Annotated in this window: 17 protein-coding genes; 6 read left to right on the plus strand and 11 right to left on the minus strand. The window is 69.1% G+C overall.

Translation table 11 applies throughout. The features are described 5' to 3' along the window. Positions 1 to 209 precede the first annotated feature (209 nt). Together alaS and recA are read right to left on the minus strand one after the other, a co-directional pair. A complete protein-coding gene (gene alaS, locus ACZ5KV_RS10580) occupies positions 210 to 2,855 on the minus strand; it encodes an alanine--tRNA ligase (protein ID WP_464239264.1) in 2,646 nt (881 codons plus the stop codon). A 108-nt stretch (positions 2,856 to 2,963) separates the two neighbouring features. Next, complete coding sequence (gene recA, locus ACZ5KV_RS10585; protein WP_464239265.1) at positions 2,964 to 4,037, minus strand: recombinase RecA; 1,074 nt, start codon at positions 4,035 to 4,037, stop codon at positions 2,964 to 2,966. Positions 4,038 to 4,309: 272 nt separating this feature from the next. Here recA and ACZ5KV_RS10590 point away from each other — a divergent pair, with 272 nt between their 5' ends. The 4 genes from ACZ5KV_RS10590 to rnr all read left to right on the plus strand — a co-directional run bounded on the left by ACZ5KV_RS10590 (position 4,310) and on the right by rnr (position 9,660). Then, positions 4,310 to 5,368 (plus strand): adenine nucleotide alpha hydrolase family protein, encoded by a 1,059-nt coding sequence (locus ACZ5KV_RS10590; protein ID WP_464239266.1) that lies wholly within the window; start codon positions 4,310 to 4,312, stop codon positions 5,366 to 5,368. A 101-nt stretch (positions 5,369 to 5,469) separates the two neighbouring features. Then, the gene (locus ACZ5KV_RS10595) at positions 5,470 to 6,177 is read left to right on the plus strand and encodes a Bax inhibitor-1/YccA family protein (RefSeq protein ID WP_464239267.1); all 708 of its coding nucleotides are present in this window, start codon (positions 5,470 to 5,472) and stop codon (positions 6,175 to 6,177) included. A 43-nt stretch (positions 6,178 to 6,220) separates the two neighbouring features. Next, a complete protein-coding gene (lpxK, locus tag ACZ5KV_RS10600; protein WP_464239268.1) occupies positions 6,221 to 7,282 on the plus strand; it encodes a tetraacyldisaccharide 4'-kinase in 1,062 nt (353 codons plus the stop codon). Positions 7,283 to 7,440: 158 nt separating this feature from the next. Beyond that, on the plus strand, positions 7,441 to 9,660 hold the full coding sequence (gene rnr, locus ACZ5KV_RS10605) for a ribonuclease R (protein WP_464239269.1): 2,220 nt from the start codon (positions 7,441 to 7,443) through the stop codon (positions 9,658 to 9,660). A 384-nt stretch (positions 9,661 to 10,044) separates the two neighbouring features. Here rnr and ACZ5KV_RS10610 read toward each other — a convergent pair whose 3' ends face one another. Next, positions 10,045 to 10,917, minus strand: coding sequence for a Tim44 domain-containing protein (locus tag ACZ5KV_RS10610; RefSeq protein WP_464239270.1), 873 nt, complete (start codon positions 10,915 to 10,917; stop codon positions 10,045 to 10,047). A gap of 186 nt (positions 10,918 to 11,103) precedes the next feature. Here ACZ5KV_RS10610 and ACZ5KV_RS10615 point away from each other — a divergent pair, with 186 nt between their 5' ends. Beyond that, a complete protein-coding gene (locus ACZ5KV_RS10615) occupies positions 11,104 to 11,394 on the plus strand; it encodes a peptidylprolyl isomerase (RefSeq protein ID WP_464239271.1) in 291 nt (96 codons plus the stop codon). Between the two features lie 95 nt (positions 11,395 to 11,489). Here ACZ5KV_RS10615 and ACZ5KV_RS10620 read toward each other — a convergent pair whose 3' ends face one another. From ACZ5KV_RS10620 to ACZ5KV_RS10650, 7 genes are all read right to left on the minus strand, one after another. Beyond that, positions 11,490 to 12,890, minus strand: coding sequence for a TRAP transporter large permease (locus ACZ5KV_RS10620; RefSeq protein ID WP_464239272.1), 1,401 nt, complete (start codon positions 12,888 to 12,890; stop codon positions 11,490 to 11,492). Continuing rightward, on the minus strand, positions 12,887 to 13,471 hold the full coding sequence (locus ACZ5KV_RS10625) for a TRAP transporter small permease (RefSeq protein ID WP_464239273.1): 585 nt from the start codon (positions 13,469 to 13,471) through the stop codon (positions 12,887 to 12,889). Before ACZ5KV_RS10625 ends, ACZ5KV_RS10620 begins: the two co-directional genes overlap by 4 nt. Before the next feature lie 12 nt (positions 13,472 to 13,483). Beyond that, positions 13,484 to 14,482 carry a TRAP transporter substrate-binding protein gene (locus tag ACZ5KV_RS10630; RefSeq protein ID WP_464239274.1) on the minus strand — a complete coding sequence of 333 codons (999 nt, stop codon included), beginning with the start codon at positions 14,480 to 14,482 and terminating at the stop codon, positions 13,484 to 13,486. 681 nt (positions 14,483 to 15,163) lie between these two features. Continuing rightward, positions 15,164 to 16,750: a 4Fe-4S binding protein gene (locus ACZ5KV_RS10635; protein ID WP_464239275.1), complete on the minus strand. Its 1,587-nt coding sequence runs from the start codon at positions 16,748 to 16,750 to the stop codon at positions 15,164 to 15,166. A gap of 16 nt (positions 16,751 to 16,766) precedes the next feature. Continuing rightward, positions 16,767 to 17,699 (minus strand): DUF362 domain-containing protein, encoded by a 933-nt coding sequence (locus tag ACZ5KV_RS10640; protein WP_464239276.1) that lies wholly within the window; start codon positions 17,697 to 17,699, stop codon positions 16,767 to 16,769. 101 nt (positions 17,700 to 17,800) lie between these two features. Continuing rightward, on the minus strand, positions 17,801 to 18,934 hold the full coding sequence (locus ACZ5KV_RS10645; RefSeq protein ID WP_464239277.1) for a DUF362 domain-containing protein: 1,134 nt from the start codon (positions 18,932 to 18,934) through the stop codon (positions 17,801 to 17,803). A gap of 358 nt (positions 18,935 to 19,292) precedes the next feature. Then, positions 19,293 to 21,617, minus strand: coding sequence for a GGDEF domain-containing protein (locus ACZ5KV_RS10650; RefSeq protein WP_464239278.1), 2,325 nt, complete (start codon positions 21,615 to 21,617; stop codon positions 19,293 to 19,295). 376 nt (positions 21,618 to 21,993) lie between these two features. On the opposite strand from ACZ5KV_RS10650, the gene ACZ5KV_RS10655 reads away from it, so the two are divergent. Beyond that, positions 21,994 to 24,045, plus strand: coding sequence for a glycosyltransferase (locus ACZ5KV_RS10655; RefSeq protein ID WP_464239279.1), 2,052 nt, complete (start codon positions 21,994 to 21,996; stop codon positions 24,043 to 24,045). A 192-nt stretch (positions 24,046 to 24,237) separates the two neighbouring features. Here the strand turns inward: ACZ5KV_RS10655 and ACZ5KV_RS10660 are convergent, their stop codons facing one another. Then, on the minus strand, positions 24,238 to 25,338 hold the full coding sequence (locus ACZ5KV_RS10660) for an SO_0444 family Cu/Zn efflux transporter (protein WP_464239280.1): 1,101 nt from the start codon (positions 25,336 to 25,338) through the stop codon (positions 24,238 to 24,240). Positions 25,339 to 25,345 lie beyond the last annotated feature (7 nt).

The following is a 25,345-nucleotide window of genomic DNA, read 5'->3' on the forward strand; positions in this document are numbered from 1 at the left end:
CCCGCGCACGACTGGGGCATTCCCTGCACAGCCGCCCGGGTTTCCTTTACGAAGTCCCCTCACTGGTCCAGCCCGCCGGCCCCGTTCCAGGCATGGTTGCCTTCAGGCTTGGATGTCCGAAGCGTTTCCCATGTCCCCGGGCGAATGTGTTCCCTCCGTGGCCGGACTGTCTCGGCTCCTGCCCGCCCCCCGCTGCGCGCCCCCGGCGCCTAGCCCTGCACCAGGGCCCGCAGGGCCGCGAAGGCGGCGGGGATGCCCGCGGGGTTGGAGCCGCCGGACTGGGCCATGTCGGGCCTGCCGCCGCCCGCCCCGCCGATTTCGGCGGCCACGGGCTTGATGAGCGCCGGGGCGGTGAAGCGCGCGTGCAGATCCCTGGACACGGCGACGATGAGGTTCGCTTTGCCGTCGGCCTCGCAGGCCAGGGCGATGATGCTGTTCGAGTCCAGCCGCGAGCGCACGTCGTCCATCATGGAACGCAGGGCGCCCATGTTGGGGGCGCCGGTTTTCACGGCCAGCAGGCGCACGCCGCCCACGGTCTCCACGGCGTCGAGGATGTCTCCGGCGGGCCCGGCTGCGGCGGCCTGGGTTGCGGCCTTTTCCAGATCCTTGCGCAGGGTCTTGATTTCCTTCTGCAGGGCGCGGACGCGCTCGGGAGCCTCCTGAGGCTTGGCGCGCAGCAGTTCGGCCACCTGGGCCATGGCCTCGCGCTGGGCGCGCAGGAAGGCCAGGGCGTTGTGCCCGGTGGCACCCTCGATGCGCCGTACCCCGGCGGCCACGCCGGATTCGGAGAGGATCACGAAGGGCCCGGCCTGCCCGGTGGCGCGCAGGTGCGTGCCGCCGCACAGCTCCATGGACACGCCCGGCACGCGCACCACGCGCACGCGCTCGGCGTATTTCTCGCCGAACAGCGCCATGGCGCCCTCGGCCACGGCCTCGGCGTGGTCCATTTCGCGCACGTCCACGGCGGTGTCGGCCAGCACGGCTTCGTTGACCAGGGCCTCCACGCGGGCGATTTCTGCGGGAGTCATGGCGCTGATGTGCTGGAAGTCGAAACGCAGCCGGTCGGGGCCCACCAGGGAGCCCGCCTGCTTGACGTGATCGCCGAGCACGGCGCGCAGGGCGGCGTGCAGCAGGTGGGTGGTGGTGTGGTTGCGGGCGGTGGCGGTGCGGGTGGCCTCGTCCACGGCCAGATCGGCTTCCTGGTCGCGCAGCAGTTCGCCCTCGGCCACGGTGATGGCCTGGACGGTAAGCTGTGCCGAGGGTCGCAAGGCGTCCGTCACCACTGCCTTGCCGCTGGGTGTGGAAATCTCGCCGACATCCCCCACCTGGCCGCCGGATTCGCCGTAAAATGGTGTCTTTGTCGCCACCGCATAGCCTTTCTGGCCCTTGCCCAGCTTGTCCACCGGCAGGGCGGCCTCGTCCAGGAGCACGGCCAGCCGCGAGTGGGAGGTCAGGCCCTCATAGCCGGTGAATTCCGTGCGCAGGCCCTCGGCCAGCAGGGGCTGGAAGCGGGTGGCCAGGTCTTTTTCACCGGAGCCCTTCCAGGCGGCCTTGGCACGCTCCTTCTGTTCGCGCATGTGGGCGTCGAAGCCCGCTTCGTCCACGGTAAAGCCCTGGCGTTCGGCCACGTCGCGCACGATGTCCAGGGGGAAGCCGAAGGTGTCGTAGAGCTTGAAGCAGACCTCGCCGGGCACGGTTTCGGCCCCGGCCTTGCCCAGGGCGGCCAGTTCCTCTTCCAGCAGGGTCAGGCCCTTGTCCAGGGTCTGGGCGAAGCGTTCCTCCTCCTCGCGCACCACGCGGACCATGAAGTCCGCATTGCCGGTCAGCTCGGTGTAGTGTCCGCCCATGACCTCCACCACGCGCATGGCCGTGGCGTAGAGGAAGGGCTCGGTGAGGCCGATGAGGCGGCCGAAGCGCAGGGCGCGGCGGATCAGGCGGCGCAGCACGTAGCCCCGGCCCTCGTTGGAGGGCAGGATGCCGTCGGCGACCATGAAGGCGATGGCCCGGCTGTGGTCGGCAATGACGCGCAGGGCGGTGTCGCTGTCCTCGCCCTGGCGGTAGGCCACCCCGGCGCGCTTGGCGGTAAACTGGATGAACTCCTGGAAGAGGTCGGAGTCGTAGTTGGAATGTACGCCCTGGCACACGGCGGCGATGCGCTCCAGGCCCATGCCGGTGTCGATGCTCGGGCGCGGTAGGGGGGTGCGCGTGCCGTCCTCGGCCTGATCGAACTGCATGAACACGAGGTTCCAGACTTCCAGGAAGCGGTCGCAGTCGCACTTGCCGATGCCGCAGCCGGGGCCGCAGCCGACTTCCTCGCCCTGGTCGAAGTGGATTTCGGAGCAGGGGCCGCAGGGGCCGGTGTCGCCCATGGACCAGAAGTTGTCCTTCTCGCCCAGCCAGTAGATGCGCTCGGGGGCCACGCCCGCCACCTTCCGCCACAGCTCGGCGGCCTCGGTGTCGTCCTTGTAGACGGTGATATACAACCGGTCCTTGGGCAGGCCGAGTTCCTCGGTCAGAAAGCCCCAGGCCAGACGGATGGCGTCTTCCTTGAAGTAGTCGCCGAAGGAGAAGTTGCCGAGCATCTCGAAGAACGTGTGGTGGCGCGCGGTGCGGCCGACGTTCTCCAGGTCGTTGTGCTTGCCGCCCACGCGCAGGCACTTCTGGGCCGTGGTGGCGCGCACGTAGCCGCGGCGCTCCTGGCCGAGGAAGATTTTCTTGAACTGGACCATGCCCGCGTTGGTGAACAGCAGGGACGGGTCGTCGCGCGGGATGAGCGCCGAGGACGGCACCTGGGTGTGGCCGTTCCTCTCGAAATATTCCAGGAAGCGTTGGCGGATTTCGTTGGCGGTGAGCACTGTGTGGCGTCTCCTTGAATTGGATTTCCGCGCCCCGGGGCGGCCGGAGCGCGGAAGAAAACCCTGGGCCGGGCACGCGCCCGGCCCGAAAAGTGCGCGCCGGGGGCGCTAGTCCTGGTCGGCCCCGGCGTCCTCGATGTCGCCCTCGACGGTGGGGGCGGCGTATTCGTGCATGCCCAGGTGCTCCAGCAGCTTGGCCTCCACGGCGTCGCGCAGCTCGGTGTTCTCCTGGAGCATGGCCCGCACGTTCTCTTTGCCCTGGCCCAGGCGTTCGTCGCCGAAGGAGTACCACGCGCCGGACTTGTCGATGATCCCAGCGTCGGCGGCCATGTCGATGATTTCGCCCTCGCGGGAGATGCCCGTGCCGTAGAGCACGTCGAAGATGGCCTCGCGGAAGGGCGGGGCGACCTTGTTCTTGACGACCTTGACCCGGGCCTTGATGCCGTAGGCCTCCTCCTTGTCCTTCAGGGTCTGGATGCGCCGGATGTCCATGCGCACGGAGGAGTAGAATTTGAGCGCGTTGCCGCCGGTGGTCGTCTCGGGGTTGCCGTAGCCGGTGACGCCGATCTTCATGCGGATCTGGTTGATGAAGACCACCGAGGTGCGCGATTTGTGGATGGTGCCGGTGAGCTTGCGCAGGGCGTGGGACATGAGCCGCGCCTGCCCGCCGACCTGCGACTCGCCCATTTCGCCTTCCAGCTCGGCCTGGGGGATGAGCGCGGCCACGGAGTCGATGACGATCACGTCCACCGCGCCGGAGCGCACCAGCAGGCTGGCGATGTCCAGCGCCTGCTCGCCGTAGTCGGGCTGGGAGATGAGCAGCTCCTCGGTGTTCACGCCCAGGCGCTTGGCGTAGTTCACGTCCAGGGCGTGCTCGGCGTCGATGAACGCTGCGGTGCCGCCCTGCTTCTGGCACTGGGCGATGATGTGCAGGGCCAGGGTCGTCTTGCCCGAGGATTCGGGGCCGTAGATTTCCGTGACCCGCCCGCGCGGCACGCCGCCGATGCCCAGGGCCAGATCCAGCCCGATGGAGCCGGAGGGGATCACCGGGATGCGGACGTGGGCCTCGTCGGACAGTTTCATCACGGAACCCTGTCCGTACTTGCGCTCGATGGTGGAAAGCGCGGTGTCGAGCGCCTCGCGGCGCATTTCCTCGGGGCTGGCTTGGGGGCGTCGGGCCATGTCTGGTTCTCCTGGCTGGGCGGGGGTCTTTGGTGCGAAGAGCCACGACATAGCAAAACGCGGGGCGGCGGGCAACAGCGCTGTACACGGGGCGGCCCGCACGCGACACGGATCGCGGCGCGGGACTCCAAAGCGCCGCGCCGTGCGGAATAACAAGGGAAACAGGGCCGCCGCCGTGCGCGGGCGCCCCGGGTCGCCCCGCCCTTGCCAGCCCCGGGCCCAGGCATTATAGGCCCTGCCACGGGACATTGCCCGCGAGAGTACCGCGACCTATGAGCAAAAAGACTTACGACGCCGTGGCGCTGTTCAGCGCCGGGCTGGATTCCCTGCTGGCCGTGAAGGTCATGGAAGCCCAGGGCCTGGCCGTGAAATGCCTGCATTTCACCAGCCCTTTTTTCGGCCACCCGCGCCGCCTGGGCTACTGGCGGCGGACCTACGGCCTGGACGTGACCGCCGTGGACGCGGGCGAGGACTTCGTGCGCATGATGCTGGCCGGGCCGCGTTTCGGCTTCGGGCGTTTTTTCAACCCCTGCGTGGATTGCAAGATCCTCATGCTCACCCGCGCCCGGGAATTGATGGACCATTACGGCGCGCGGTGCATCGTCACCGGCGAGGTGGTCGGCCAGCGGCCCATGTCCCAGCGCCAGGACGCCATGAACAGCGTGCGCAACGAGTCCGGCACGCGCGACGTGCTGCTGCGCCCGCTGTGCGCCCTGCGCCAGGAGCCCACGCCCATGGAGACCTCGGGCCTCGTGGACCGGGAGCGCCTGCATGGCTTCTGGGGCCGGGGCCGTACCGCGCAGCTTGAGCTGGCCAGAAGCTTCGGCATCACCGACATCCCGACCCCGGCGGGCGGCTGCCTGCTGACCGAGGAATCCTCGGCCAAGCGCTACGCGCCCATCTTCGCCCAGGTGGCCGAGCCCCCGGCGGCCCATTTTTACCTGGCCAACGTGGGGCGGCAGTATTGGGCGGGCACGCACTGGCTGGCCATCGGCCGCGACAAGAAAAGCAACGACCAGCTTTCGGAGCTGGCCCGGCCCGAGGATATGGTCTTCGTTGTCCAGGGCTACCCGGGGCCGCTGGCCGTGGGCCGCGAACTGGCCGGGCCCTGGGCGCCCGAGGCCGTGGCCGCCGCCGCCGCCTTCGTGGCGTCCTTCAGCCCCCGGGCCGTGGCCTCGGGCCAGGCCGTGACCGTGGCCGTGCGCCAGGGCGGCGCCCAGCGTACGGTCGAGGTCGCCCCGTCGCGGAGCACGCCCCTGGCCTGGAGCGAGCCGACCTGGGCCGACGCCGCCCCGGTGCGCGACCGCATGGACCCCAAGAACCACTCCTGAGCCCCGGCCGCCGTCCGCTTTCCCTTGCCAGGGGGCCCGATGCTGTTTATTAGTCGGAAGAACGTGAAACCCTGAACGTGACCATGAATTCGGAGGAAACAATGCAACGGTACCAGACTGCGGGCCTTTCCCGCACCGGAGCCGAGGTCCTCAACGCCTTCATGCGCGGCGTGTACGGCTGGATGACCGCCGGCCTGGCGCTGACCGCAGCCGTGGCGTTCATGACGGCGAGCAGCCCGACCCTGCTTCAGCTCATCTTCGGCAACCAGATCAGCATGTTCATCGTCCTGCTGGCGCCCCTGGGCTTCGTCATCGCCCTGTCGGCGGGCATCCGCAAAATGTCCCCGGGCATGGCCACGGGCATGTTCCTGGCCTATAGCTGCGCCATGGGCCTGTCCCTGTCCAGCATTCTCATCGCCTACACCGGGGCCTCGGTGTTCAAGACCTTCCTGGTCTGCGCGGGCATGTTCGGCTCCATGAGCGTCTACGGCATGACCACCAAGCGCGACCTGACCGCCATGGGCAGCTTCCTGATGATGGGCGTCTTCGGCCTGATCATCGCCATGGTCGTGAACATGTTCATGCAGTCCGGCTCGCTCGACTGGATCATCTCCGGCGTCGGCGTGCTGCTGTTCACCGGCCTGACCGCGTGGGACACCCAGAAGCTCAAGGTCATGGGCGAAACCGCCCCGGCGGGCGACGATGCCGCCCTGCGCCGCGGCACCATTCTCGGCGCCCTGACCCTGTACCTCGACTTCATCAACCTCTTCTTGTTCCTGCTGCGCTTCATGGGTTCCTCGCGCAACTAGACGCACCAGCCCGGGGGCGGCCCCGCGCCCCCGGGCTTTTCCCATGCGCCAACTCGTCCCCCTGCAAGACGCCCTCTCGCCCCTGCTGCGAATACCCGGCCGCCTCTACGCCGCGCTGATGGGCCTGCGCCGCCGCTCCTATGCGACCGGGACCCTGCGCGCCCACCGCGCGCCCTGGCTCACCGTCAGCGTGGGCAACATCTGCTGGGGCGGCACGGGCAAGACCCCGCTTACGGACTGGATTCTCGACTGGGCCCTCAAGGCCGGGCGGCGCCCCGCCGTGCTCACCCGGGGCTACAAGGCCAGTCCGCCGCACCTGCCCTATCTGGTCACGCCCGAATCCGGCCCCGGGCAGGCGGGCGACGAGCCCCTGCTGCTGGCGCGCACGCACCCCGGGGCCCGCGTGGTGGTGGACCCGCGACGGCCCCGCGCGGCCCTGGCCCTGGCCCAGACTCCCGACCCGCCCGACATGCTCGTGCTCGACGACGGCTTCCAGCATCTGGCCATGGCCCGGGACATCGACCTCGTACTGCTCAAACCCGCGGACCTGCTGGCCGACTGGGACCGCGTGCTGCCCGCCGGGCCCTGGCGCGAGGGCGCGGGCGCCCTGACCGCCGCCCATGCCTTGCTCATCAAGTGCCCGCCCGACGAATTCCGGGCCCTGGGCCCGTTCATCCGCCGCCACCTGGAGCCCCTGGGCAAGCCGGTGTTCAATTTTTCCCTGGCCGTGCGCGGGCTGGTGCGCCTGGACCAGGGCGGCACCGTGCGCAACTTCGGCGGCGAGCCGTACCTGCTGGTCACCGGCGTGGGCGAGCCCGATCAGGTCGCCGCCACGGCCCAGGCCCTGCTGGGCACCCCGCCCGCACACCACCTGCGCTACGACGACCACCACGCCTACACCCGCGCCGACCGCGACTTCATCGACGCCGAGGCCCGGCGCACGGGCGCCGCCCACGTGCTCTGCACCGCCAAGGACGCCGTGAAGCTCGCCGCCCTGGGCCCCGCCCGGCTGTGGACCTTCGACACCACCCTGGCCTTCGGCGAGGCCCTGTTCACCGAGCTGTCCTTCCCCCAGTGGTGGGAGGCCGCCGTGGCCCGCGCCTGAGGCCGCACGGCCTTCCCGCACCGGGCCGCGCCTGAGGCCCAGCCCGCGCAGGGCCGCCACCGGATCGCCACGGCCTTGGCGGTTGCCATTCCCGCGCCCTGCTGTACAATTGCCCCAGCGGCAGCCGCCGCCCCCGCCACCCGAGCCCAGGAGCCCCCATGGCCCGCAAACGCAAACCCCAGAAAAAGGAATCCGCCCCCTCCGGGCTGGACCAGACCTCCGTGCTGCGCGCCTTCCGCGAAGCGCGCCAGCCCCTGCGGACCACCGAACTGCTGCGCCGCCTGGACCTGCGCAAGGACCGCAAGCGCGACCTCAAGGCCGTGCTGGCCGCCCTGCTGGAAGCCGGGCGCATCATCCGCACCCGGGGCGGGGCCTACGGGTTGACCGAGAGCATGTCCCTGGTCAAGGGGCGGCTCCAGGTCCAGCGCTCGGGCGTGGGCTTCGTCATTCCCGAAGACCAGCGCCGCAAGGACATCTTCGTGCCGCGCGGCAGCTTCGGCGACGCCTGGCACGGCGACGAGGTCATGGTCGCCGTGGCGCCCCCGCGCGGCGGGCGCGACGGCCAGGGCCGGGGCAAGAGCCCCGAGGGCCGCATCGTGCGCGTGCTCGCGCGCGGGCTCAAGACCCTGCCCGTGCGCGTGGAGCGCCGCCTGGGCCCGGACCTCTACCTGGCCTTTCCCACCGACCCGCGCCTGCACTTCAACGTCATGGCCGACACCAAACCCCTGGCCGACGAGCCCGAGCGCGGCGACATCGTGCACGTGCTGCCCGGCGACAAGCTCGACGCCGGGCTATGGGCCGCCAGCGCCGCCGAGAACCTGGGCTCCGAATCCGACCCCAAGGTCCAGGAGGCCCTGGTCAAGAGCGCCCACGGCGTGCCGCGCAAGTTCCCCCGCCGCGTGCTGGAGGAAACCCGCATCCTGCCCGGCGACCCCGGCCCGGAGGACTTCGAGGGCCGCAAGGATCTGCGCGGCCTGGGGCTGGTGACCATCGACGGCGCCAAGGCCCGCGATTTCGACGACGCCGTGCATGTGCGCCGCGAGGGCGACGGCTGGCGCCTCACCGTGGCCATCGCCGACGTGAGCCACTACGTGGCCCCCGGCTCGCACCTGGACCGCGAGGCCTTCGAGCGCGGCAACTCCTACTATTTTCCCCAGTCCGTGGAGCCCATGTTCCCCGAGGCGCTGTCCAACGGCCTGTGCAGCCTGAACCCCGACGTGCCCCGGCTGGCCATGGTCGCCGAAATCGGCTTCACCCCCGACGGGCAGCCCCGCGACGAGCGCTTCCACGCCGCAGTCATCAAGAGCCACGCCCGGCTGACCTACATGCAGGTCCACCGCGCCCTGGGCGAAAACGACCCCGCCGAGCGCCAGACCCTGGGCGCCGTCCTGCCCATGCTCGAAGAGGCCGAACGCCTGGCCCGCGTGCTCAACCGCGTGCGCGCCGCGCGCGGCAGCCTGGACTTCGACCTGCCCGAGCCCGAAATCATGTTCAACATGATGGGCGAAACCACCGACATCCGCCCCCGCCCGCGCACCTTTGCCCACCAGCTCATCGAGGAGTTCATGATCGCGGCCAACGAGGCCGTGGCCCGGCTGCTCACCGCGCGCGGGCTGCCCTGCATGTACCGCATCCACCCCGCGCCCGACGCCGACAAGCTGCGCGCCGTGTTCAAGCTGCTCTCGCGCACCGAGCTGGCGCCCAAGCTGCCCGCCCCGGGGGCTGCCGTCTCCCCGGCGGACCTCCAGGCCCTGCTGGCCGCCGCCCAGGGCACGGACCTGGAGTTCCTGGCCGGGCGGCTGGTGCTGCGCTCCATGATGCAGGCCGTCTATTCCCCGCAGCACACCGGGCACTTCGGCCTGGCCTCCGACTGCTACTGCCATTTCACCTCGCCCATCCGCCGCTATGCGGATTTGGTCGTTCACCGCGCCCTCAAGGCGGCCATCGGCATGGACCACGAGCCCCTGCCCCGGGCCACGACCATGAAGAAGATCGCCGAGCACATCAGCGCCCGCGAACGCGTGGCCACCGAGGCCGAGCGCGAAATCCTCAAGCGCCTGACCATCCTTTTCCTGGAGGACAAGGTCGGCGAAACCTACACCGGCATCGTCAACGGCCTGTCCGACTACGGCTTCTGGGTCGAACTCAACGAGGTCATGGCCGAAGGCATGGTCCGCCTGTCCACCTTGTCCGACGACTATTACCACTACCTCACCGACCGTCAGGAGATCGTGGGCGAGCGCACGGGCAAACGCTTCGCCCTGGGCCAGAAGCTGCGTGTGCGCCTGGGTGGCGTCAGCCTCGCGCGCCTGGAGGTGGACCTGGAACTCCTGGACCAGGACGCCGCCTCCCGGCCCAAGGGCCGCCGGGAGCGGTAGGCACGGGGAGCGCGAAACCGGCGGGAGCGGCGACGGCCCGGACCCGGGAAAGGCGGCGCCTCCCCCCGGGGAATGGCGAGAGAGGCGGGAGCCGCTTCCGGGCGGGCCGGAGGCCCCGGATGGCCCGCATGCCGGGCCCGCACCGAAAAACAGACACGGCCCCGGCGGGCCCAAGACAACCGGGCCGGATTCCCTGAGTGGGAACCCGGCCCGGTTGCTTTGAGGCCTTGGGTCCGGCTTTGGCCGGGTCGCTTTCGTGTTCTCCCCGAGGGAGCCTTTCCGGACGGGGGAGAGTGGGGTGGGCCCGGGGCAGGGCAGGGCGGAGCGCCTGTTTTTGGCGCCTGGGGCAGGGGCGTTCTTACGCGCCCCTGCTCCCCGCGGCTGTTACTGTTCCAGTTGCTGGATGCCGTCCAGGAGCCACATGCCGCCAGCGGTGTCGTCCTGGCGGCGGAAGTGCCAGACTTCGCGGACCTGTTCGGTGCCGCCGCCCCGGGTTTCGCGCAGCAGGGCGTCGAAGTAGACGGTGGCCAGGGTGGCCGGGCCCTCGGTGCGGGCTTCGAGCAGGCGTGCATCGACCATGAGCACCTCGGTGCGCGAGGGGCCGGGGTCGGCCTGGGCCTGGGCGCTGATTTCGCTGAACACCGCGCCGGTGGTGAACTGGCGGATGTCCTCCATGTCGCGCGCATCCCACGAGGCCTGGAGCCGGGCGTAGGCGGCCTTGGCGCCTTGCAGGAATTCGGCCTCGTCGAAGCCGGGAGGCATGCTGACCTCGGGGCGCGTGTCGGGGCCGCTGGCCAGCCCGCCCCAGGCCGCGCCGGGGCCCGCGTCGCGGGTCATGCCCGGATAGGCGCCGGGGCCCGCGCCGCCGTAGCCCGCCCCGGCGGGCTGGGCCATGGGCCTGCGCCCGCGCAGCAGGCGGAAGACCAGGAACAGGGCACCGCCGATGAGCAGGATGTCGAGCATGCCGCCCCCGGCGAAGGGCTGGCCGAAGAACAACGAGCCGAGCAGCGTTCCGGCCAGCAGGCCGCCGAAGATGCCGCCCATGCCGCCCATGCCCGGGCGGGCGGGGGCGGCCATCTGCTGCTGCCCGGTCTGGCGCTGGGGCGCCACGGGTTTGGAGTAGCTCTGATTGAAAGAGCGGCTGCCGCCGAACGATTTGCCGCCGCCGAAGCGCGCGGCGTCGGCGGGGCTCGGGTCCACGGCGCACACGGCCAGGGCCAGCAGGGCAACTGCAAAAATTTGCACAATGATCTTCATCGGTTCTCCATGGTTTCAGGGGAACGGGAGAATAGCGGTACAGTGCCCTGAGGGACCTGTCAAGAAAAGTCGGCCCCCGGGGCACGGGGCGGCTTGCCAAGGGCGGGCCCTTGTGCGACCCTGCGCCTCCCGCCGCGGCCCGCCCGGGCCGGGCGTTCATCAATGCAAAAAACGCAAGGAGAGCCCATGCTGACGTGTACCGCCAAGCACATTCTGGTGCCCACGGAAGAGGCCTGCCTGGAGCTGAAACAGCAGATCGAGGCCGGTGCGGAATTCGAGGCCGTGGCCCGCGAGCATTCCAAGTGCCCTTCGGGCCGCCAGGGCGGCGACCTGGGCACCTTCCGCCCCGGGATGATGGTCGAGCCCTTCGACAAGGTCTGCTTCACCGAAGAGGTCGGCAGGGTCCACGGCCCGGTGCGCACCCAGTTCGGGTATCACCTGATCCTGATCACCGGCCGCGAAGGCAAGACCGAATAGCGGCCCGCGCCGGGGCCCGCCCGGCCCGCGCGCACGAAAAGGCCCCCGCCGGAGTTCTCCGGCGGGGGCCTTTGGTTTCGGGGCCGGTTCCCGGCCTACTTGTAGCCGCGCACCTGGTCGATGTAGTCGGGCAGGACCAGGGAGATTTCCGGGATGTAGGTGATGAGCACCAAAAAGACCAGCAGGACCATGAGCCAGGGCAGCGCCGCGCGCAGCACCCAGGTCAGCGGCCTGCCGGTGATGCCCGAGGTGACGAACAGGTTCAGGCCCACGGGCGGGGTGATCATGCCGATTTCCATGTTCACGACCATGATGATGCCCAGGTGGGTGCCGTCGATGCCGAGCTGCTGCGAGATGGGGAACAGGATGGGCGCCATGATCAGCAGGATGGCCGACGGCTCCATGAAGTTGCCCGCGATGAGCAGCAGGATGTTGACCACGATGAGGAAGCCCCACGCGGGCAGGTTCCAGTGCACGATGAGCTCGGCGATGTGGTGCGGGATGCGCTCGGTGGTCAGCACGTGGGCGAAGAGCATGGCGTTGCCGATGATGAACAGCAGCATGATGGACACCTTGGAGGCGTCCAGCACCACCTTGCGCACCTCGGGGTGGTACAGGCTCCTGGGAAAGGCCAGGAGCATGCCGCCCGCGTTGCGCAGGGCGGCCTGGGCCAGGCCCTCGCCGGGGTGGCGCCAGGGCACGCCCTTGAGCGGGCCCATGTCGCGGTAGAAGAACACCGCCACGAGGTAGGCGTACACCGCCGACAGGGCCGCCGCCTCGGTCGGGCTGGCCACGCCGAGGTAGATGGACCCGAGCACGATGAAGATGAGGAACAGGCCGCCCGAGGCCGAGATGAACGAGAGCACAAGCGCCCGCAGGCCCGGCCAGGGCTGGGCGGGCAGGTTCTTCACCCGCGCCACCACGTAGATGACCAGCATGAGCATGAGGCCCATCATCAGCCCGGGGACGACCCCGGCCATGAACAGCCGGGCGGCGGATTCCTCGGTGGCCGCCGCGTAGACGAGCATGACGATGGACGGCGGGATGAGGATGCCCAGGGTGCCCGCGTTGCAGATGACGCCGGCGGCCATGGACTCCGGATAGCCGGAGCGGACCATGCCCGCGATGACGATGCTGCCGATGGCCGCCACGGTGGCGGGCGAGGAGCCCGACACGGCGGCGAAGAGCATGCAGGCCAGCACCGAGGCCATGGCCAGGCCGCCCCGGATGGAGCCCACGCAGTCCACCGCGAAGCGGATCAGCCGGTTGGCCACACCGCCTGTGGACAGGAACGCCGAGGACAGGATGAAGAACGGAATGGCCAGCAGGGTATAGTGTTCGCCCAGGTTGGCCATGAGTTTCAGCGAGATGGACGCCAGGGAGTCGCTGGAGAAGAACAGGATGGTCGAGATGCTCGCCAGGCCCAGGCCCATGGCGATGGGCATGCCCGACAGCAGGCACAGGAAGAGGATGAGGAACAGGGCGACGGTGGTCATGGCCTGGACGCCTCCCCGCCGCCTGGTGCGGCACCGCGCCCGTCGCGACCCTCTTTCTTGACGTACATCTTGATGCCTTCCTTGGCCTCGTCGGGCAGCTTGAAGCCGTCGGCCTTGCCGGTGACCACGCGGATCAGCAGCTCGATGAGCCGGGCCGAAAGCATGACATAGCCGATGAACAGGATACTGTGGGCCATCCAGCGCGGGACTGGAATATCCTGCAATTCTATGCCGATGGCATACATTTTGGAGAGGTAGCCCCAGGCCCCGATCATGACCAGGGCGCAGTAGGCCAGGGCCCCGAGCACGGCCAGGGTGCTGATGACCCGGCGCGCCATCGGGGGCTGGACGCGCAAGAACGCGTCCACCCCGATGTGCGAGCCGACCTTGATGCCGTAGGAGGCGCCGAAGAGGACCATCCATGCGCCCAGGTGCAGGGTCAGCTCCGTACCCCAGAGCAGGCCCTTGTTGAACACATAGCGCATGATGACTTCGATGAAGACTTCCAGGGTCATGGCCGCGAGCAGCAGCGAGATGACCGTCTCCTCGAAGCGGTTGAGAATCATCCGTATGGTGGGCATGGGCCGGTCCGGCTAGTTCTTGTTGGAGGCGACGGCGGCCTCAAGCATGTCGGTGCCGATATCGCCCTCGAACTTCTTCCACACCGGCTTCATGGCCTCGACCCACTGCTCGCGCTCGGCGTCGGTCAGTTCGATGATTTCGGTCCGGCCCGATTCGGCGATCTTGGCCTTGTCCTCGGTGGACTTCGCGTCGGAAACCTTGTTGTTGTGCACGATGGCCTCGTCGATGCACTCCTTGAGCACGGTGCGCACGTCGTCGGGCAGGCTGTTCCAGAATTCCACGGAGGTCACCAGCATGTAGTCGAGCACGCCGTGGTTGGTTTCGGTGATGTAGGGCTGCACCTCGAAGAACTTCTTGGAGTAGATGTTCGACCAGGAGTTCTCCTGCCCGTCGATGGCCTTGGTCTGCAACAGGGTGAAGACCTCGGAGAACGGCGCCTTGAGGGGCACGGCGTCCAGGGCCTCGAACTGCGCGGCCAGCACGTCGGACTGCATGATGCGGAACTTGCGGCCCTTGGCGTCGGCGGGCACGCGCAGGGGCACGTTGGAGGTCATCTGCTTGAGCCCGTTGTGCAGGTAGCCCAGGCCGATGAGACCCTTCTTGGTCATGGAATTGAGCAGCTCCTGGCCCTCGGGGCCCTGCTGGAAGCGGTCGATGGCCGGCATGTCGCGGAACAGGAAGGGCAGGTCGTAGATCTGCAACCGCTTGGTGAACTTCTCGAACTTGGACAGCGCCGGGGCAGCAAGCTGCACGTCGCCCAGCAGCATCGCCGAGAGCACCTTGTCGTCATCGAAGAGCTGGGAGTTGGGAAAAACCTCCACAACGACCTTTCCGGCCAGGCGCTGTTCCACAAGCTCCTTGAGCTTGGTGGCCATCTGGCCCTTGGGCGTGTTCTCGGCGACGACGTGGGAATACTTGATGACGATGGGCCCGGCCTGGGCGGCGCCCGCCAGGGCGGTCACGAAGGCAATGACGAAGCAGACGGCCAGCACTTTGCGCAGCTTTTCCATGGATGCAGTCCTCCAAGATAGGGGTATTCAACCAGCTTTACCGTCTTAGAAGACTCTCTCGCGGAACGCAACGTTCGTTACTGATTTCACGCAACACGGGAAGCAGCGCAAAGTGCATTGAGAATCAATTATATTTCACCCGGATATGGTGCCGAAGCACCGGAAACCCTCTTCTGGCTGTCCTTCTGGGCCCGGCGTGGTGTTTTTCATTGAAAAGTATTATATATCAATATATTATTGCCTGTTTTTTGAAAATGTATTTTCTGAATGAAAAATGACCGGGAAAGCCGAAAAGCATCCCCAATGGCCATCGCACCACGCCCTCGGGCTGCCTCGCGGGAGGGTACATCGCGGTGCCCCAAGGCCGGGCCGAGGCCCGGAATCCAAGCGGACGCTCCAGGTGCTAATGAGATAATATACCTATTTTAAATAGGATTCATTAATGGTTCGCTGCTCCTGGCCGTCCGGATGCGCAGTGCGATGTGGACCCAGCCCTGGGCGAAGCCCGAAAAATGACCCCGGCCGTGGAGGCCGGAAAATGCGATTTGTGAAAAATGGTTCAAATCGTGCGGCCGCAGCGGACAAAGGCCGCGAAGAACCTGGCATCGTGCCTGCGGGACGAGCAGATTCGAAGGGAGAGCGGAATACCCGTCAAGGCAGGCCGGGCGCCGAAGCGCGTTTTCAGAAAGGAAAATCCTCTGTGGCGGCGGGCTCCGGGAGCGGTGCTTCCTCCTCGGGCTTGTCGGCCAGCGCGTGGACCGGGTTTCCGTTCACAGCGATGGCCCGGTACGGCCGGGTGGGGCAGGCGTGTTCGCAGGCGCCGCACCCGACGCAAAGGGCCGGGCGCACTTCCGGAATGACGAGCCTGTGGCCCGCCATGTCCAGGTAGGGCACCATGCGCACGGCCTTGGTCGGGCAGTGTTCGGAGCAGGCGCCGCAGTTGGTGTTGTCGGTATACACCACGCAGTTTTCCCGGATGAACGCCGCCACGCCGACCTGGGTGCGCTGTTTGCGCTCCCTGTCCAGCGGCGCGATGGCCCCGCTGGGGCAGATTTCCGAGCAGAGGGTGCAGTCGAAGTTGCAGTGGGCGGACCGGAAGGACATTTGCGGTTGCAGCAGGCCGGACAGGCCGTAGTCGAGAAAGGCGGGCACCAGCACCTGGGCCGGGCAGGCGGCCACGCACAGGTGGCACGCCGTACACCGGGCCGTGAAGCGCGCCACGCTTTGTGAGCCCGGGGGCGAAACCGGACTGGTTCTGGCCTCGGGGATGGTGGTCGGGCGGCTTTGCAGAGGCGGCGGCACGGCCTGCGCGGTTTGCGCCACACTCTTGCCCGCGGTCACCCCCAGCCCCGCCACGGCCAGAGCGGCCAGGAATCGTCTGCGGCCGGGGCGGCCCTGGACGGGACGGGGCCGCCCGGAACCGGGGCCAAGCCGCAGGGCGCCCTCGGGGCAGGCCTCCAGGCAGTTGTAGCAGTTCACGCAGCGTGACGCGTCCAGCGTCCGTGCCGCGTGGTCGATGCACTCCGCCTTGCAGACGCGTGCGCACAGGCCGCAGCCCCGGCATGCATCGGGGTCGAGCCGGACGCGAAACGGCGCATGCCTGGAGACCATTCCGAGCAGCGTGCCCACGGGGCAGAGGGTGTTGCAGTAGAGCCGGCCGCGCCGGGCGGCGGCCCAGGCCACGGCCAGCAGCACGACCAGGGCCGCGCCCACGGCGGCGGGGGATGTTTCCGGCCACGGCACCCGGTACAGGGCCAGGATTCCCAGCCGCTCGGCCACGGGCGCCGCCAGGTTGTTCGCGGCCAGGACGGCGGGCCGGGCGAGGGTGGTGAAAATCCGTCCGAAGTTGCTGAAAGGATCGAGCAGGTTCAACAGCAGCCCGCTGCTGCCCAGGAACAGGAGCACGGCCAGCAGGAGGGTCGCGTAGCGCAGCACGCCGTGCGCCCTGGCGAACGAAAACCGGGGCCGCCGTTTTCCGGGGCCCGGGCCCTTGCCGCCAGGGAGGCGGGCCAGTGCGTCCTGCAGGGCCCCGAAGGGGCAGACGGTGGAGCAATAGACCCGCCCGAAAAGCAGGGTCAGGCCCAGCACGATGAGGCACCCGGCGGCACCGGACGTGGCGCCGCCCAAAAAGCGCAGCATTGAGGGCACGAATTGCAGGTACAGCACGCCCTCGGCCAGATGCCGCGCCCCGGTGTCCCGAAAATCCAGAAAGAGAAGCGCGGTCGGGGCCAGGAAGACGACGGCGACGGCAACCCGCAACCGCTTCAAGAACCGCGGGCTCATGCTACCCGAGCTTGATGCGGTTGATGGTCAGGTTCTGGAGGTCCATCCGCCCCAGGTGCATCTCCGCGGCCAGCCGGATGTGCCGGATTTCCGCAGGCTCCACGCCGAACAGTCTGGCGGCGGCGGCATCGGCGGCCACGAAATCCGTTGCAAGGAGTTGCGCCTTCATGGTGACCACATCGTCCACGGACACGCCGCGCGGCCCGTTGCGCTTCATGACGTTGTAGGCGTCCACCACGGTCAGGTCCGGCCTGCGGAAGGAGGCGAAGTCCGCGATGCACTGGTGCAGGTCGTTGCGGTGCCATTGTCCCCGGTCCCAAACCACACCCATCAGGTTCTTCATGCTGGCGGTGAGCATGGTGGAGCCATGGTCCTTCAGCACCGGCACGTTGATGAACACGTCCGCGTCCAGGAGGGCCTGATGGACCATGGTTTTGGTCAGCCGCGCGGCCCGGGGCACGGTCACCTCCCGGTAGTGGTCCTGGCTGTTGGCCGGAACCATCCGGCCGCCCGCCGCCTCCACCGCCGCCTCGATGCCGCTGTTGCGGTAACATCGCCGCCAGTCGTCGCAGGTGTGGTCGAAAACGAGAACTTCCCGGGCCCCGGCCTTGAGGCAGCGGGCCACGATGCACCCGATCAGCCCGGGGTGGGTGTTTCCCGCGCGCTCCGGCGTTACATCCCAGCCGATGTTCGGCTTGACCACGACCGAGGTTCCCCGGGGGACGAAGGCCTGCATGCCGCCGTAGGCGTTGATGGCGGCGTCGAACATTTCGTCCGGTTCGCCGCCGCGAACGGCCACGAGGTCCCAGGCCGTTTCCGGCTCCGCCGCGCGGGCCGCGGCGCTCCAAAAGCCGCCCACGCCGCCCAGGGCGAGGGTGGACCCGGCGGCGATGCCGCCACCGATGGCCTTTTTCAGAAAGTCGCGACGATCCATGGCTCTCCTCCTGGCGGGTCCGCACCCGGCCCCTCCGTGCTGGCGGAGGGGCCGGGCGCAGGCGTTGGCGGGCCGACTCCCGGGGGGAAGGGGCCGTCCCGCTATTTGACGATGACCAGCTCGTACTCCCGGGTGCCCAGGCCGATTTTCTCCGCGTGCTCCAGGCAGGTCCGCCATTCGGACTCGGGCGTGGAGTTGGTGAAATGGTCGTGGTGGTCCCTGAAGCCCGGCTTGGTCATGTTCTCGGCGAGCTGGCTGCCCGGAAGCGGCTTGGCCTTGAGGCAGGCGTCCACGCAGGCCTGGTCCAGCGCCAGAGGATCGAAGGACGCGAACATGCCGAGGTTGGGCAGGATGGGCGCGTCGTTCTCGCCGTGGCAGTCGCAGTTGGGCGACACGTCGACGATCAGCGAGATATGGAAGTGGGGTCGGCCGTCGATCACGGCCTTGGTGTATTCGGCCATGCGGCAGTTCAGGGCCTTGACCGCCGCGTCGAACCCGAAGGAGATCGCGTCGAAGTTGCACGCGCCCAGGCAGCGCCCGCAGCCGACGCAATTGTCCTGGTTGACGCGTGCCTTCTTGGCCTCGGGGTCATATTCCAGGCCATTGTTGGCGCATTCCTTCAGGCAGGTGCGGCAGCCCTTGCAGCGCGCCTCGTCGATGGTCGCCTTGCTGTCGCTGTGCTGCTCCGTCTTGCCCGCGCGCGAGCCGCAGCCCATGCCGATGTTCTTGATGGCGCCGCCGAAGCCGGTCACCTCGTGGCCCTTGAAGTGGGTCAGGCTGATGAATACGTCGGCGTCCATGACCGCCCGTCCGATTTTGGCCTCCTTCACGTATTCCCCGCCCGCCACGGGCACGGCGATGTCGTCTGTGCCCTTGAGCCCGTCGCCGATAAGAATCGGGCAGCCCACCGTCAGCGGCGTGAAGCCGTTTTCCCAGGCGCACTCCAGGTGCTCCAGCGCGTTTTTCCGTTTTCCCGGGTACATGGTGTTGCAGTCGGTCAGGAAGGGTTTGCCGCCCAACTCCTTCACCACGTCGGCCACGGCTCTGGCGTAGTTGGGGCGCAGGTAGCTGATGTTCCCCAGCTCGCCGAAATGCAGCTTGATGGCGGCGAACCTGCCCTGCATGTCGATTTCACCGATTCCGGCTTTCCTGATCATTTTCTTGAGCTTGGCGGGCAGGCCGTCGCCAAAGGCCACGGTCCGAAAATCAGTGAAGAACACTTTTGCCTTTTCCATGCTGCTTCCTCTGCTTGAAATACGTCTGCAAAAACAACCAAACCACAAAAAACCTTTTGGCTCAACGGGTGCGGCGGGTATCCCGCCGGAGGGAACCCGTTTTTCCGAGGTGGTTATATCCCTTTTGTCCGGCTGGCGGCAGACATGATCCTGCGCGATTATTGCCTAATCCGCCGGGCGCACCTGTTTTGCACGATGGAAAGACCCCGACATCGAAAGCCCGGAGGCAGGGCAAGGGAGGACTGGCGCCGGAACCGGCGGACAAGGGAAAAGGGCGAGCCATCGGAGCGCGGCGCACGGCGTGGGCGGCCCCGGGCGGGCTGTCGGCCGCCGGGAGACTCTCCCGGCGGCCGCTCCGTTAGTATTCCTGGTCCGTCCACATGGTCGGGACGAAGCGCATGATCCGGTTGCGCCCGGCACGCTTGGCCTCGTAGAGCGCCACGTCGGCGAACTTGATGGCCTTGTACATGCCCGGCCCGTCCTGCGGAAACTCGGCCACGCCCACGCTGATGGTCTTGCGGATGGTGATGCCCCCGGGCAGGCGCAGGGCCGTCTGTTCCACCGTGGCGCGGATTTTCTCGGCCACGGCCTCCGAGGCACCGGGCTCCACGTTCTGGAGCAGGGCCAGGAACTCCTCGCCGCCGTAGCGCACCAGGAGGTCCGTCTTGCGGATGGTCGCCTGGATGATGGCCACAAGCTGCTTGAGCACAGCGTCGCCCGCCTCGTGGCCGTATTCGTCGTTGACCTGCTTGAAGTAGTCGATGTCGCACATGAGCAGGCCGGTGGTGCGGTTCTCGCGGTCGGCCAGGGGCTCGAAGGTGGTGATGAACTCGTCCAGGAATCGCCGGTTGTGGCAGCGCGTGAGCGGATCGTGCAGGGCCTGCTCCTTGGAGAGCATGAGCAGCCGCAGGGACGAAAGCACCGGTGCGGCCTCGTCCAGATACTTGCGCAGGATGGGCAGTTGCTTACGCAGGCCCTCCCAGTCGCGCCGGGGCGCCAGGAAGGTCACCACCCCGCCGACTTTGCCGCCCATGACCATGGGCAGGCAGCAGCGCACGTCCTTGTCCTGGTCGCAGTTGAAGTAGGGGCAGAGCACGGGGTTGTAGAAGGACACCACGTCCTCGGCCGTGCGGCAGGCGCGGCAGGCGTCGGTGTTGCGCAACACCATGTCGCGGCACAGCGGCTGGTCGGGCACATGGTCCAGCACCACGTCCATGGACCCGTCGTCGGCGCGGACCTCGAAGAGCAGCAGCCGGCGCAGCCCGAAATGGTCCGCGAACACGTGCCCGAGCTGCGCGTGGACCTCCTCCTTGTTCAGCACGCCCTGAAGGTCGCGGCTGAAGAAGGTCAGCTTGGCCATTTCCTCCAGGCGGTCGGAAATCTCGTCCAGGGAGGGCATCTGCCCGGTGTGCTCCTGGCTGCGCAGCACATAGGCCATCAGGTGGCCGACCCGGCCCAGGAAGTTGCTCCACAGGCGCATCATGGTGTTGACCACGTTGCGCATCTCCGTCAGCTCGTCGCCCCGGCGCATGGCGTAGACCGGGCAGGCCTTGCAACTGTCGTACTTGTTCAGGAAGATGCACGTGTCGCGCCAGCGCGGCGAAATGGCCTCGGAGCCCGTCTCCAGGTAGCAGACCAGGGACGGATTCTGGTACACCGGGCACTCCTCGTTATGACAATGCATAACGTCGAGGCAGTGCAGGTGGTCGGCCTCGAAGCGCTCGCCGAAATAATTGGAATGCGACGAAATGATGATCTTCTTCAGACGGCTGAAGAAACGCTCGATGCGCGCCACGTTGGCATAGAGCGCGAACCAGAGCACCAGCGCCCCGCCGATGAAGAACCAGGCGAACAGATTGATGCGGTTCCACTTGGCCTGGCCGAGCAGGGCCGCGTTGTAGCTGACCACGACCCCCGCCGTCTGCCGCCCCTGTGAATCGGCAAGCCCCATCAGCGTGGCGTGAACATGGCCCTTGCGGGCCACGGGCCGGGCGCGCAAGGTCTCCGGGCTGGGCAGGTCCTGCCCGCCGCGCCCCAGGGAGGAGGCAACCACCAGCCGTTCCCCCAGGCCCGGGGCGGCGCCGTCCGCCGGGCCCCCGGCCTCGGGCACCAGCACCGCCAGGCCGTATTCCGGCGGCAGCGACGCCCCGGCCAGCGCCTCGCACAGCGACACCGCGGCCATGGCCGTGCCGACCACGCGCGTATCGCGCAAGACCGGCACGACGGCGTAGACCACCGGCCGCCCGTCCTCCACGCGCACGCCCATGGCCGCCGCGTGCCGTTCGCAGGCCTGGGCCGCCGCAGGGTCCACGGTCTGGCCCCCGGCCTCCCGGGGCGCCAGGCGGAACTCCGCCGACTGCGCCCGCAGCCCATGGCGGATCTTGTTTTCATAGGGCACCAGCAGGGCCCGCAGGGCCGCCGCCTCCCCGGCTTCCAGCCCCTCCTGCACCGCCCGGATGTCGGCCAGAGCCAGGGCCTGGGCGTGCAGGGTGTCCTGCATCCGGCGCACCTCGCCCGCCGCCACCTCGCGCAGCAGCGTCAGCCGGTCCGCCGCCGTGGTGGTGATATTTTCTTCCAGGATGATGTATAAATATCCGATAAGAATAAAGTTTCCAAGAAAAAGCAACGCGCCGGTAATGTACAGGAACCGTCCCTTGAGCGACCAGCGGCCCGGATCGAGCAACCGCAATACCCAACGCAGTCCCGACGCACCCCCACGGCGCCGCCTGGCCTTGGGCGCAGCCTTTAATCCATTGATTCCATTCGGCTCTTCCATCTCCCTCCCCCCGGATTCCTTCCCCCCCGTGGGGCCCCGCCCGCCGCAGCGCCCCTCTTTTCCTTATGGCTGGCTATATTACGATTGTGCAAAATATGACAACCCCTTTCGCGCAAAGTCGGTACACGGGCAAAAACCATTGGCACAAGCGCATTTTCCGCCCATGCTCCGGTAGGGAACAGCGCCCCGCCCGGAGCCCGGGCCCCCCGCCCCGGTATGCAGCCGCCACGATTTGCGCTATTGCCGGAACGACCGCGCCCGCACCGCAACCGCCCGAGACGCCATGCCCACACCCGCGCCCGCCTGCCTGCTGACCCTTGCCGCCCGCGACGAGCTGGCCTTCGTCCTGGCCCTGCGCCAGCGCCTGGACGACCTGCGCCTGCCCTGGGCCCTGGCCTGCGGCTGCCTGGACCCCGGCGCCCTGCGCGCCCTGGGCGCCGTGGCCCATCCCGGGCTGCGCGCCCTGGACGCCACGGGCCCCCAGCCCCTGGCCGCCGCCGTGAACGCCCTGGCCGCCACGGCCGCAATGGCGCCGGACGCCCCGCTCCTGCTGCTGGACCCGCGCGTCCTGCTGCCCGACGACCCCCGGCCCCTGCTGGCCGTGCCCTCCGGCGCCCCGGCCCTGCTCTTCGGCAGCGGCGGCGGACCCGTGCGCGCGGCCTTTGCCCCGGGCCCGGCGGGCCGCGAGGCCCTGGACGCCCTGGCCTCGGGCCGGGCCCTCCCCGGCGCGGCCTCGGCCCCGCCGCCCGCCGCCAAACCCTGGCTGGCCCGGCCCGACCAGCCCGTGGACTGCACCGGCGCGCGCCTCGTCATGCAACGCTTCCTCGTGCCCGAAGCCTCGGCCGCCGCGCCGCTGACGCGCAACCTGCTCGCCGGGCGGCTGGCGCCCTTTGCGCGGGCCGTGCTGCGCATGGCCCGCGCCCTGCGCCAGGCCGACCCCGACCATGACCCGGCCCCCATCGCCCCTGAATGGCTCGGGCCGCACCACGCCCTCTTCGCCGCCGACACGCCGCCCGCCGCCCTGCTGGAGCTGCCTCAACTGCCCCTGGCCCTGCCGCCGGGCGACCTGATCCTCTACCTGCCGCCGGACATGCCCGGAGCCGACCTCGCCCTGGCCGCCCACCGTGCCGGGCAGCCTTGGCCCGCGCACCCCGGCGCCCCGGCGCCGGACCTCGCCCCCGCCCGGGCCGCCCTGCGCGCCCGCGACCTGCCCGCCGCCCTGGCCGGATTCGACGCCGCCCTGGCCGCCAACCGCCACCATCGCGAGGCCCTGCTCGGCCTGCTGGAAACCCTGGCCGCCGCGGGCGACGACCCGGCCTGCATCGCCGCCGCCCAGCATCACCTGGACTCCAACCCCGACGACGCCGAAGTGGCCGCCCTGCTCCAAGCCGCGCGCCTGCGCGACCTGGGCCGCGAGGCCGCCGCCAGCCTGCGCGACGACACCGGCCACCGCCCCGGCGACTTTCTGGTCAGCGCCCTGGTTTCCACCTACGCCTCCGAAGCCTTCATGGAGGAATGCCTCACCGACCTGCTGGCCCAAACCATCGCCGAACGTCTGGAAATCATCATCATCGACGCCGCCTCGCCCGAAAACGAGGCGGCCGTGGTCCGCCGTTTCCAGCAGCGTCACCACGGCATCCGCTACCTGCGCACCCCCACGCGCATCGGCATCTACCGCGCCTGGAACCACGCCGCCCTGCTGGCCTCGGGCCGCTACCTCACGCCCTTCAGCACCAACGACCGTCTGGCCCCCGACGCCTACGCCACCCTGGCCGCCGCCCTGGACGCCAGCCCCGAAGCCGACCTCGTTTTCGGCGACACGAAGCTCACCGACACCCCGCACCAGACCTTCGTCGAACACAGCCCCTCGGCCCACTCCGGCGGCGCCTGGCTCTGGCCGCAGTATTCCATCGAATACAACCTGGCCTCCTGCACCGGCGGGCCGCACCCCATGCTGCGCCGTTCGGCCATCCAGGCCCACGGCCTCTTCGACGAGCGCCTGAAGGCCCTGGCCGACCAGGATTTCTTCCTGCGCCTGGGGCGCCTGGGCCGGGTGCGGCACATCCCCGTGGTCACCGGCCTGGCCTGGCTCTCCGAGTCGGCCCTCTCCGACCAGTCGCGCACCCAGGGCGAACTGCGCACCCTGCGCGAACGCTTCCGCGCGGCCTACTGCGCCGAAGGCCTCTCCCTGGCCGTGCTCAACAACCTGCTGGCCGAACTGGACTCCACCATCGCCCTCAAGGGCCGCGACGCCGCCCGCCGACTCTACGCCATCCACCGCCCCCGCCTGCCCGCCAGCCCCCTGGTGCGCGACCTGGACAAGCTGCTCGGGTAGGCGCGGCGGGAAAAGGCAGGACCCCCCCGGTCGTTTTCCCAGGCAAAGCCTCCGGGGCCTTTCCCCATTTCCCTCCGCCAAAACCTCCGGTGCGGGCCGGGCGGCTTCCTGCCGCCCGGCCCGCACCGACGTGTGGGGTCCAGGGGTCGTCGGCCCCTGGCCGGTTCTTCTCGGGAGCGGGGCCCGGGGCCGCTAGTGCGAATGCGCGTGGTCGTGCTGGTGGTGGCGGTGGGCCAGCCAGGTGGCGCGGGCGACCAGGGCCAGCAGGGTGGCGGCGCACAGGGTGGTGAACCAGGTGACTTCGTCGGTTTCGGCGCGGGAGATCCAGGCGGCGATGTCCAGGCCGAGGAAGGCGTAGAGCCGGTTGACGCACCAGCCCAGGAGCAGGGCTCCGGCGGCGATGGCGCCGACGTAGACGGCGGCCACGGTGCGGCCCATTTCGCGGGCGACCACGGCGATGGTGGCGGCGTTGGTGGCGGGTCCGGCCAGCAGGAAGATCAGCGCGGCGCCGGGGGACAGGCCCTTGAGGGCCAGGGACGCGGCGATGGGCGTGGAGGCCGTGGCGCAGACGTAGAGCGGGATGCCTGCGGCGAGCATGAGCAGCATGGCCAGACCCTCGTGGCCGAAGGCGTCGGCCAGGGCGTCCTGGGGCACGAAGGCGGCGATGGCTCCGGCCACGGCGATGCCGCCGACGAGCCACAGGCCGATGTCGGCGAGCATGTCGCCGAAGGCGTGGCCGAAGCCCGCGCGCAGGCGCTGGCCGAGCCCGGCGCTGGCCGCGGGCCGGGGCGCGCAGCAGGCGCCGCCCTTGCAGCCGCAGCCCGCCTGGGCGGCCAGGGGCAGTTCGCGCGTGGCGGCGGGGGCGGCCTGGGCCTTGGGCTCGGGCAGCAGGTCCACGGCCAGCCCGGCCAGGGTGGCGGTGATGAAGGCGGCCACGGGGCGGATCACGGTCATCACCGGGTCGAGCAGGGCCCAGGTCACGGCCACGGAGTCCACGCCGGTTTCGGGAGTGGAGACGAGGAAGGCGGTGGTGGCGCCGCGTCCGGCACCCTGGCGGCGCAGCCCCAGGGCGGCGGGCACCACCCCGCAGGAGCACAGCGGCAGGGGCACGCCGACGAGCGAGGCGCGCAGCACCGGGCCGATGCCCTGGCCGCCCAGGTGGCGGGCGATGAAGGCGTCGGGAACAAAGGCCTTGAGCAGCGCCGCCACGGCGAAGCCCAGGAGCACCCACGGCGCGGCTTCGTTGAGCAGCGTCCAGGTCTGGTCGAGAAAGAGCAGTACGGTGTCGGTCATGGTGTCC

It is taken from the genome of Desulfocurvus thunnarius (assembly GCF_055390965.1).

Excerpts from the sequence above, each read along its gene's own strand:
- ACZ5KV_RS10620 (WP_464239272.1), bottom strand. The coding sequence starts at position 12,890 with ATGACCACCGTCGCCCTGTTCCTCATCCTCTTCCTGTGCCTGCTGTCG.
- ACZ5KV_RS10645 (WP_464239277.1), bottom strand. The coding sequence starts at position 18,934 with ATGGAAAAGGCAAAAGTGTTCTTCACTGATTTTCGGACCGTGGCCTTT.
- ACZ5KV_RS10610 (WP_464239270.1), bottom strand. The coding sequence starts at position 10,917 with ATGAAGATCATTGTGCAAATTTTTGCAGTTGCCCTGCTGGCCCTGGCC.
- rnr (WP_464239269.1), top strand. The coding sequence starts at position 7,441 with ATGGCCCGCAAACGCAAACCCCAGAAAAAGGAATCCGCCCCCTCCGGG.
- ACZ5KV_RS10595 (WP_464239267.1), top strand. The coding sequence starts at position 5,470 with ATGCAACGGTACCAGACTGCGGGCCTTTCCCGCACCGGAGCCGAGGTC.
- ACZ5KV_RS10590 (WP_464239266.1), top strand. The coding sequence starts at position 4,310 with ATGAGCAAAAAGACTTACGACGCCGTGGCGCTGTTCAGCGCCGGGCTG.
- lpxK (WP_464239268.1), top strand. The coding sequence starts at position 6,221 with ATGCGCCAACTCGTCCCCCTGCAAGACGCCCTCTCGCCCCTGCTGCGA.
- ACZ5KV_RS10660 (WP_464239280.1), bottom strand. The coding sequence starts at position 25,338 with ATGACCGACACCGTACTGCTCTTTCTCGACCAGACCTGGACGCTGCTC.
- ACZ5KV_RS10615 (WP_464239271.1), top strand. The coding sequence starts at position 11,104 with ATGCTGACGTGTACCGCCAAGCACATTCTGGTGCCCACGGAAGAGGCC.
- ACZ5KV_RS10640 (WP_464239276.1), bottom strand. The coding sequence starts at position 17,699 with ATGGATCGTCGCGACTTTCTGAAAAAGGCCATCGGTGGCGGCATCGCC.
- ACZ5KV_RS10630 (WP_464239274.1), bottom strand. The coding sequence starts at position 14,482 with ATGGAAAAGCTGCGCAAAGTGCTGGCCGTCTGCTTCGTCATTGCCTTC.
- recA (WP_464239265.1), bottom strand. The coding sequence starts at position 4,037 with ATGGCCCGACGCCCCCAAGCCAGCCCCGAGGAAATGCGCCGCGAGGCG.
- ACZ5KV_RS10655 (WP_464239279.1), top strand. The coding sequence starts at position 21,994 with ATGCCCACACCCGCGCCCGCCTGCCTGCTGACCCTTGCCGCCCGCGAC.
- ACZ5KV_RS10625 (WP_464239273.1), bottom strand. The coding sequence starts at position 13,471 with ATGCCCACCATACGGATGATTCTCAACCGCTTCGAGGAGACGGTCATC.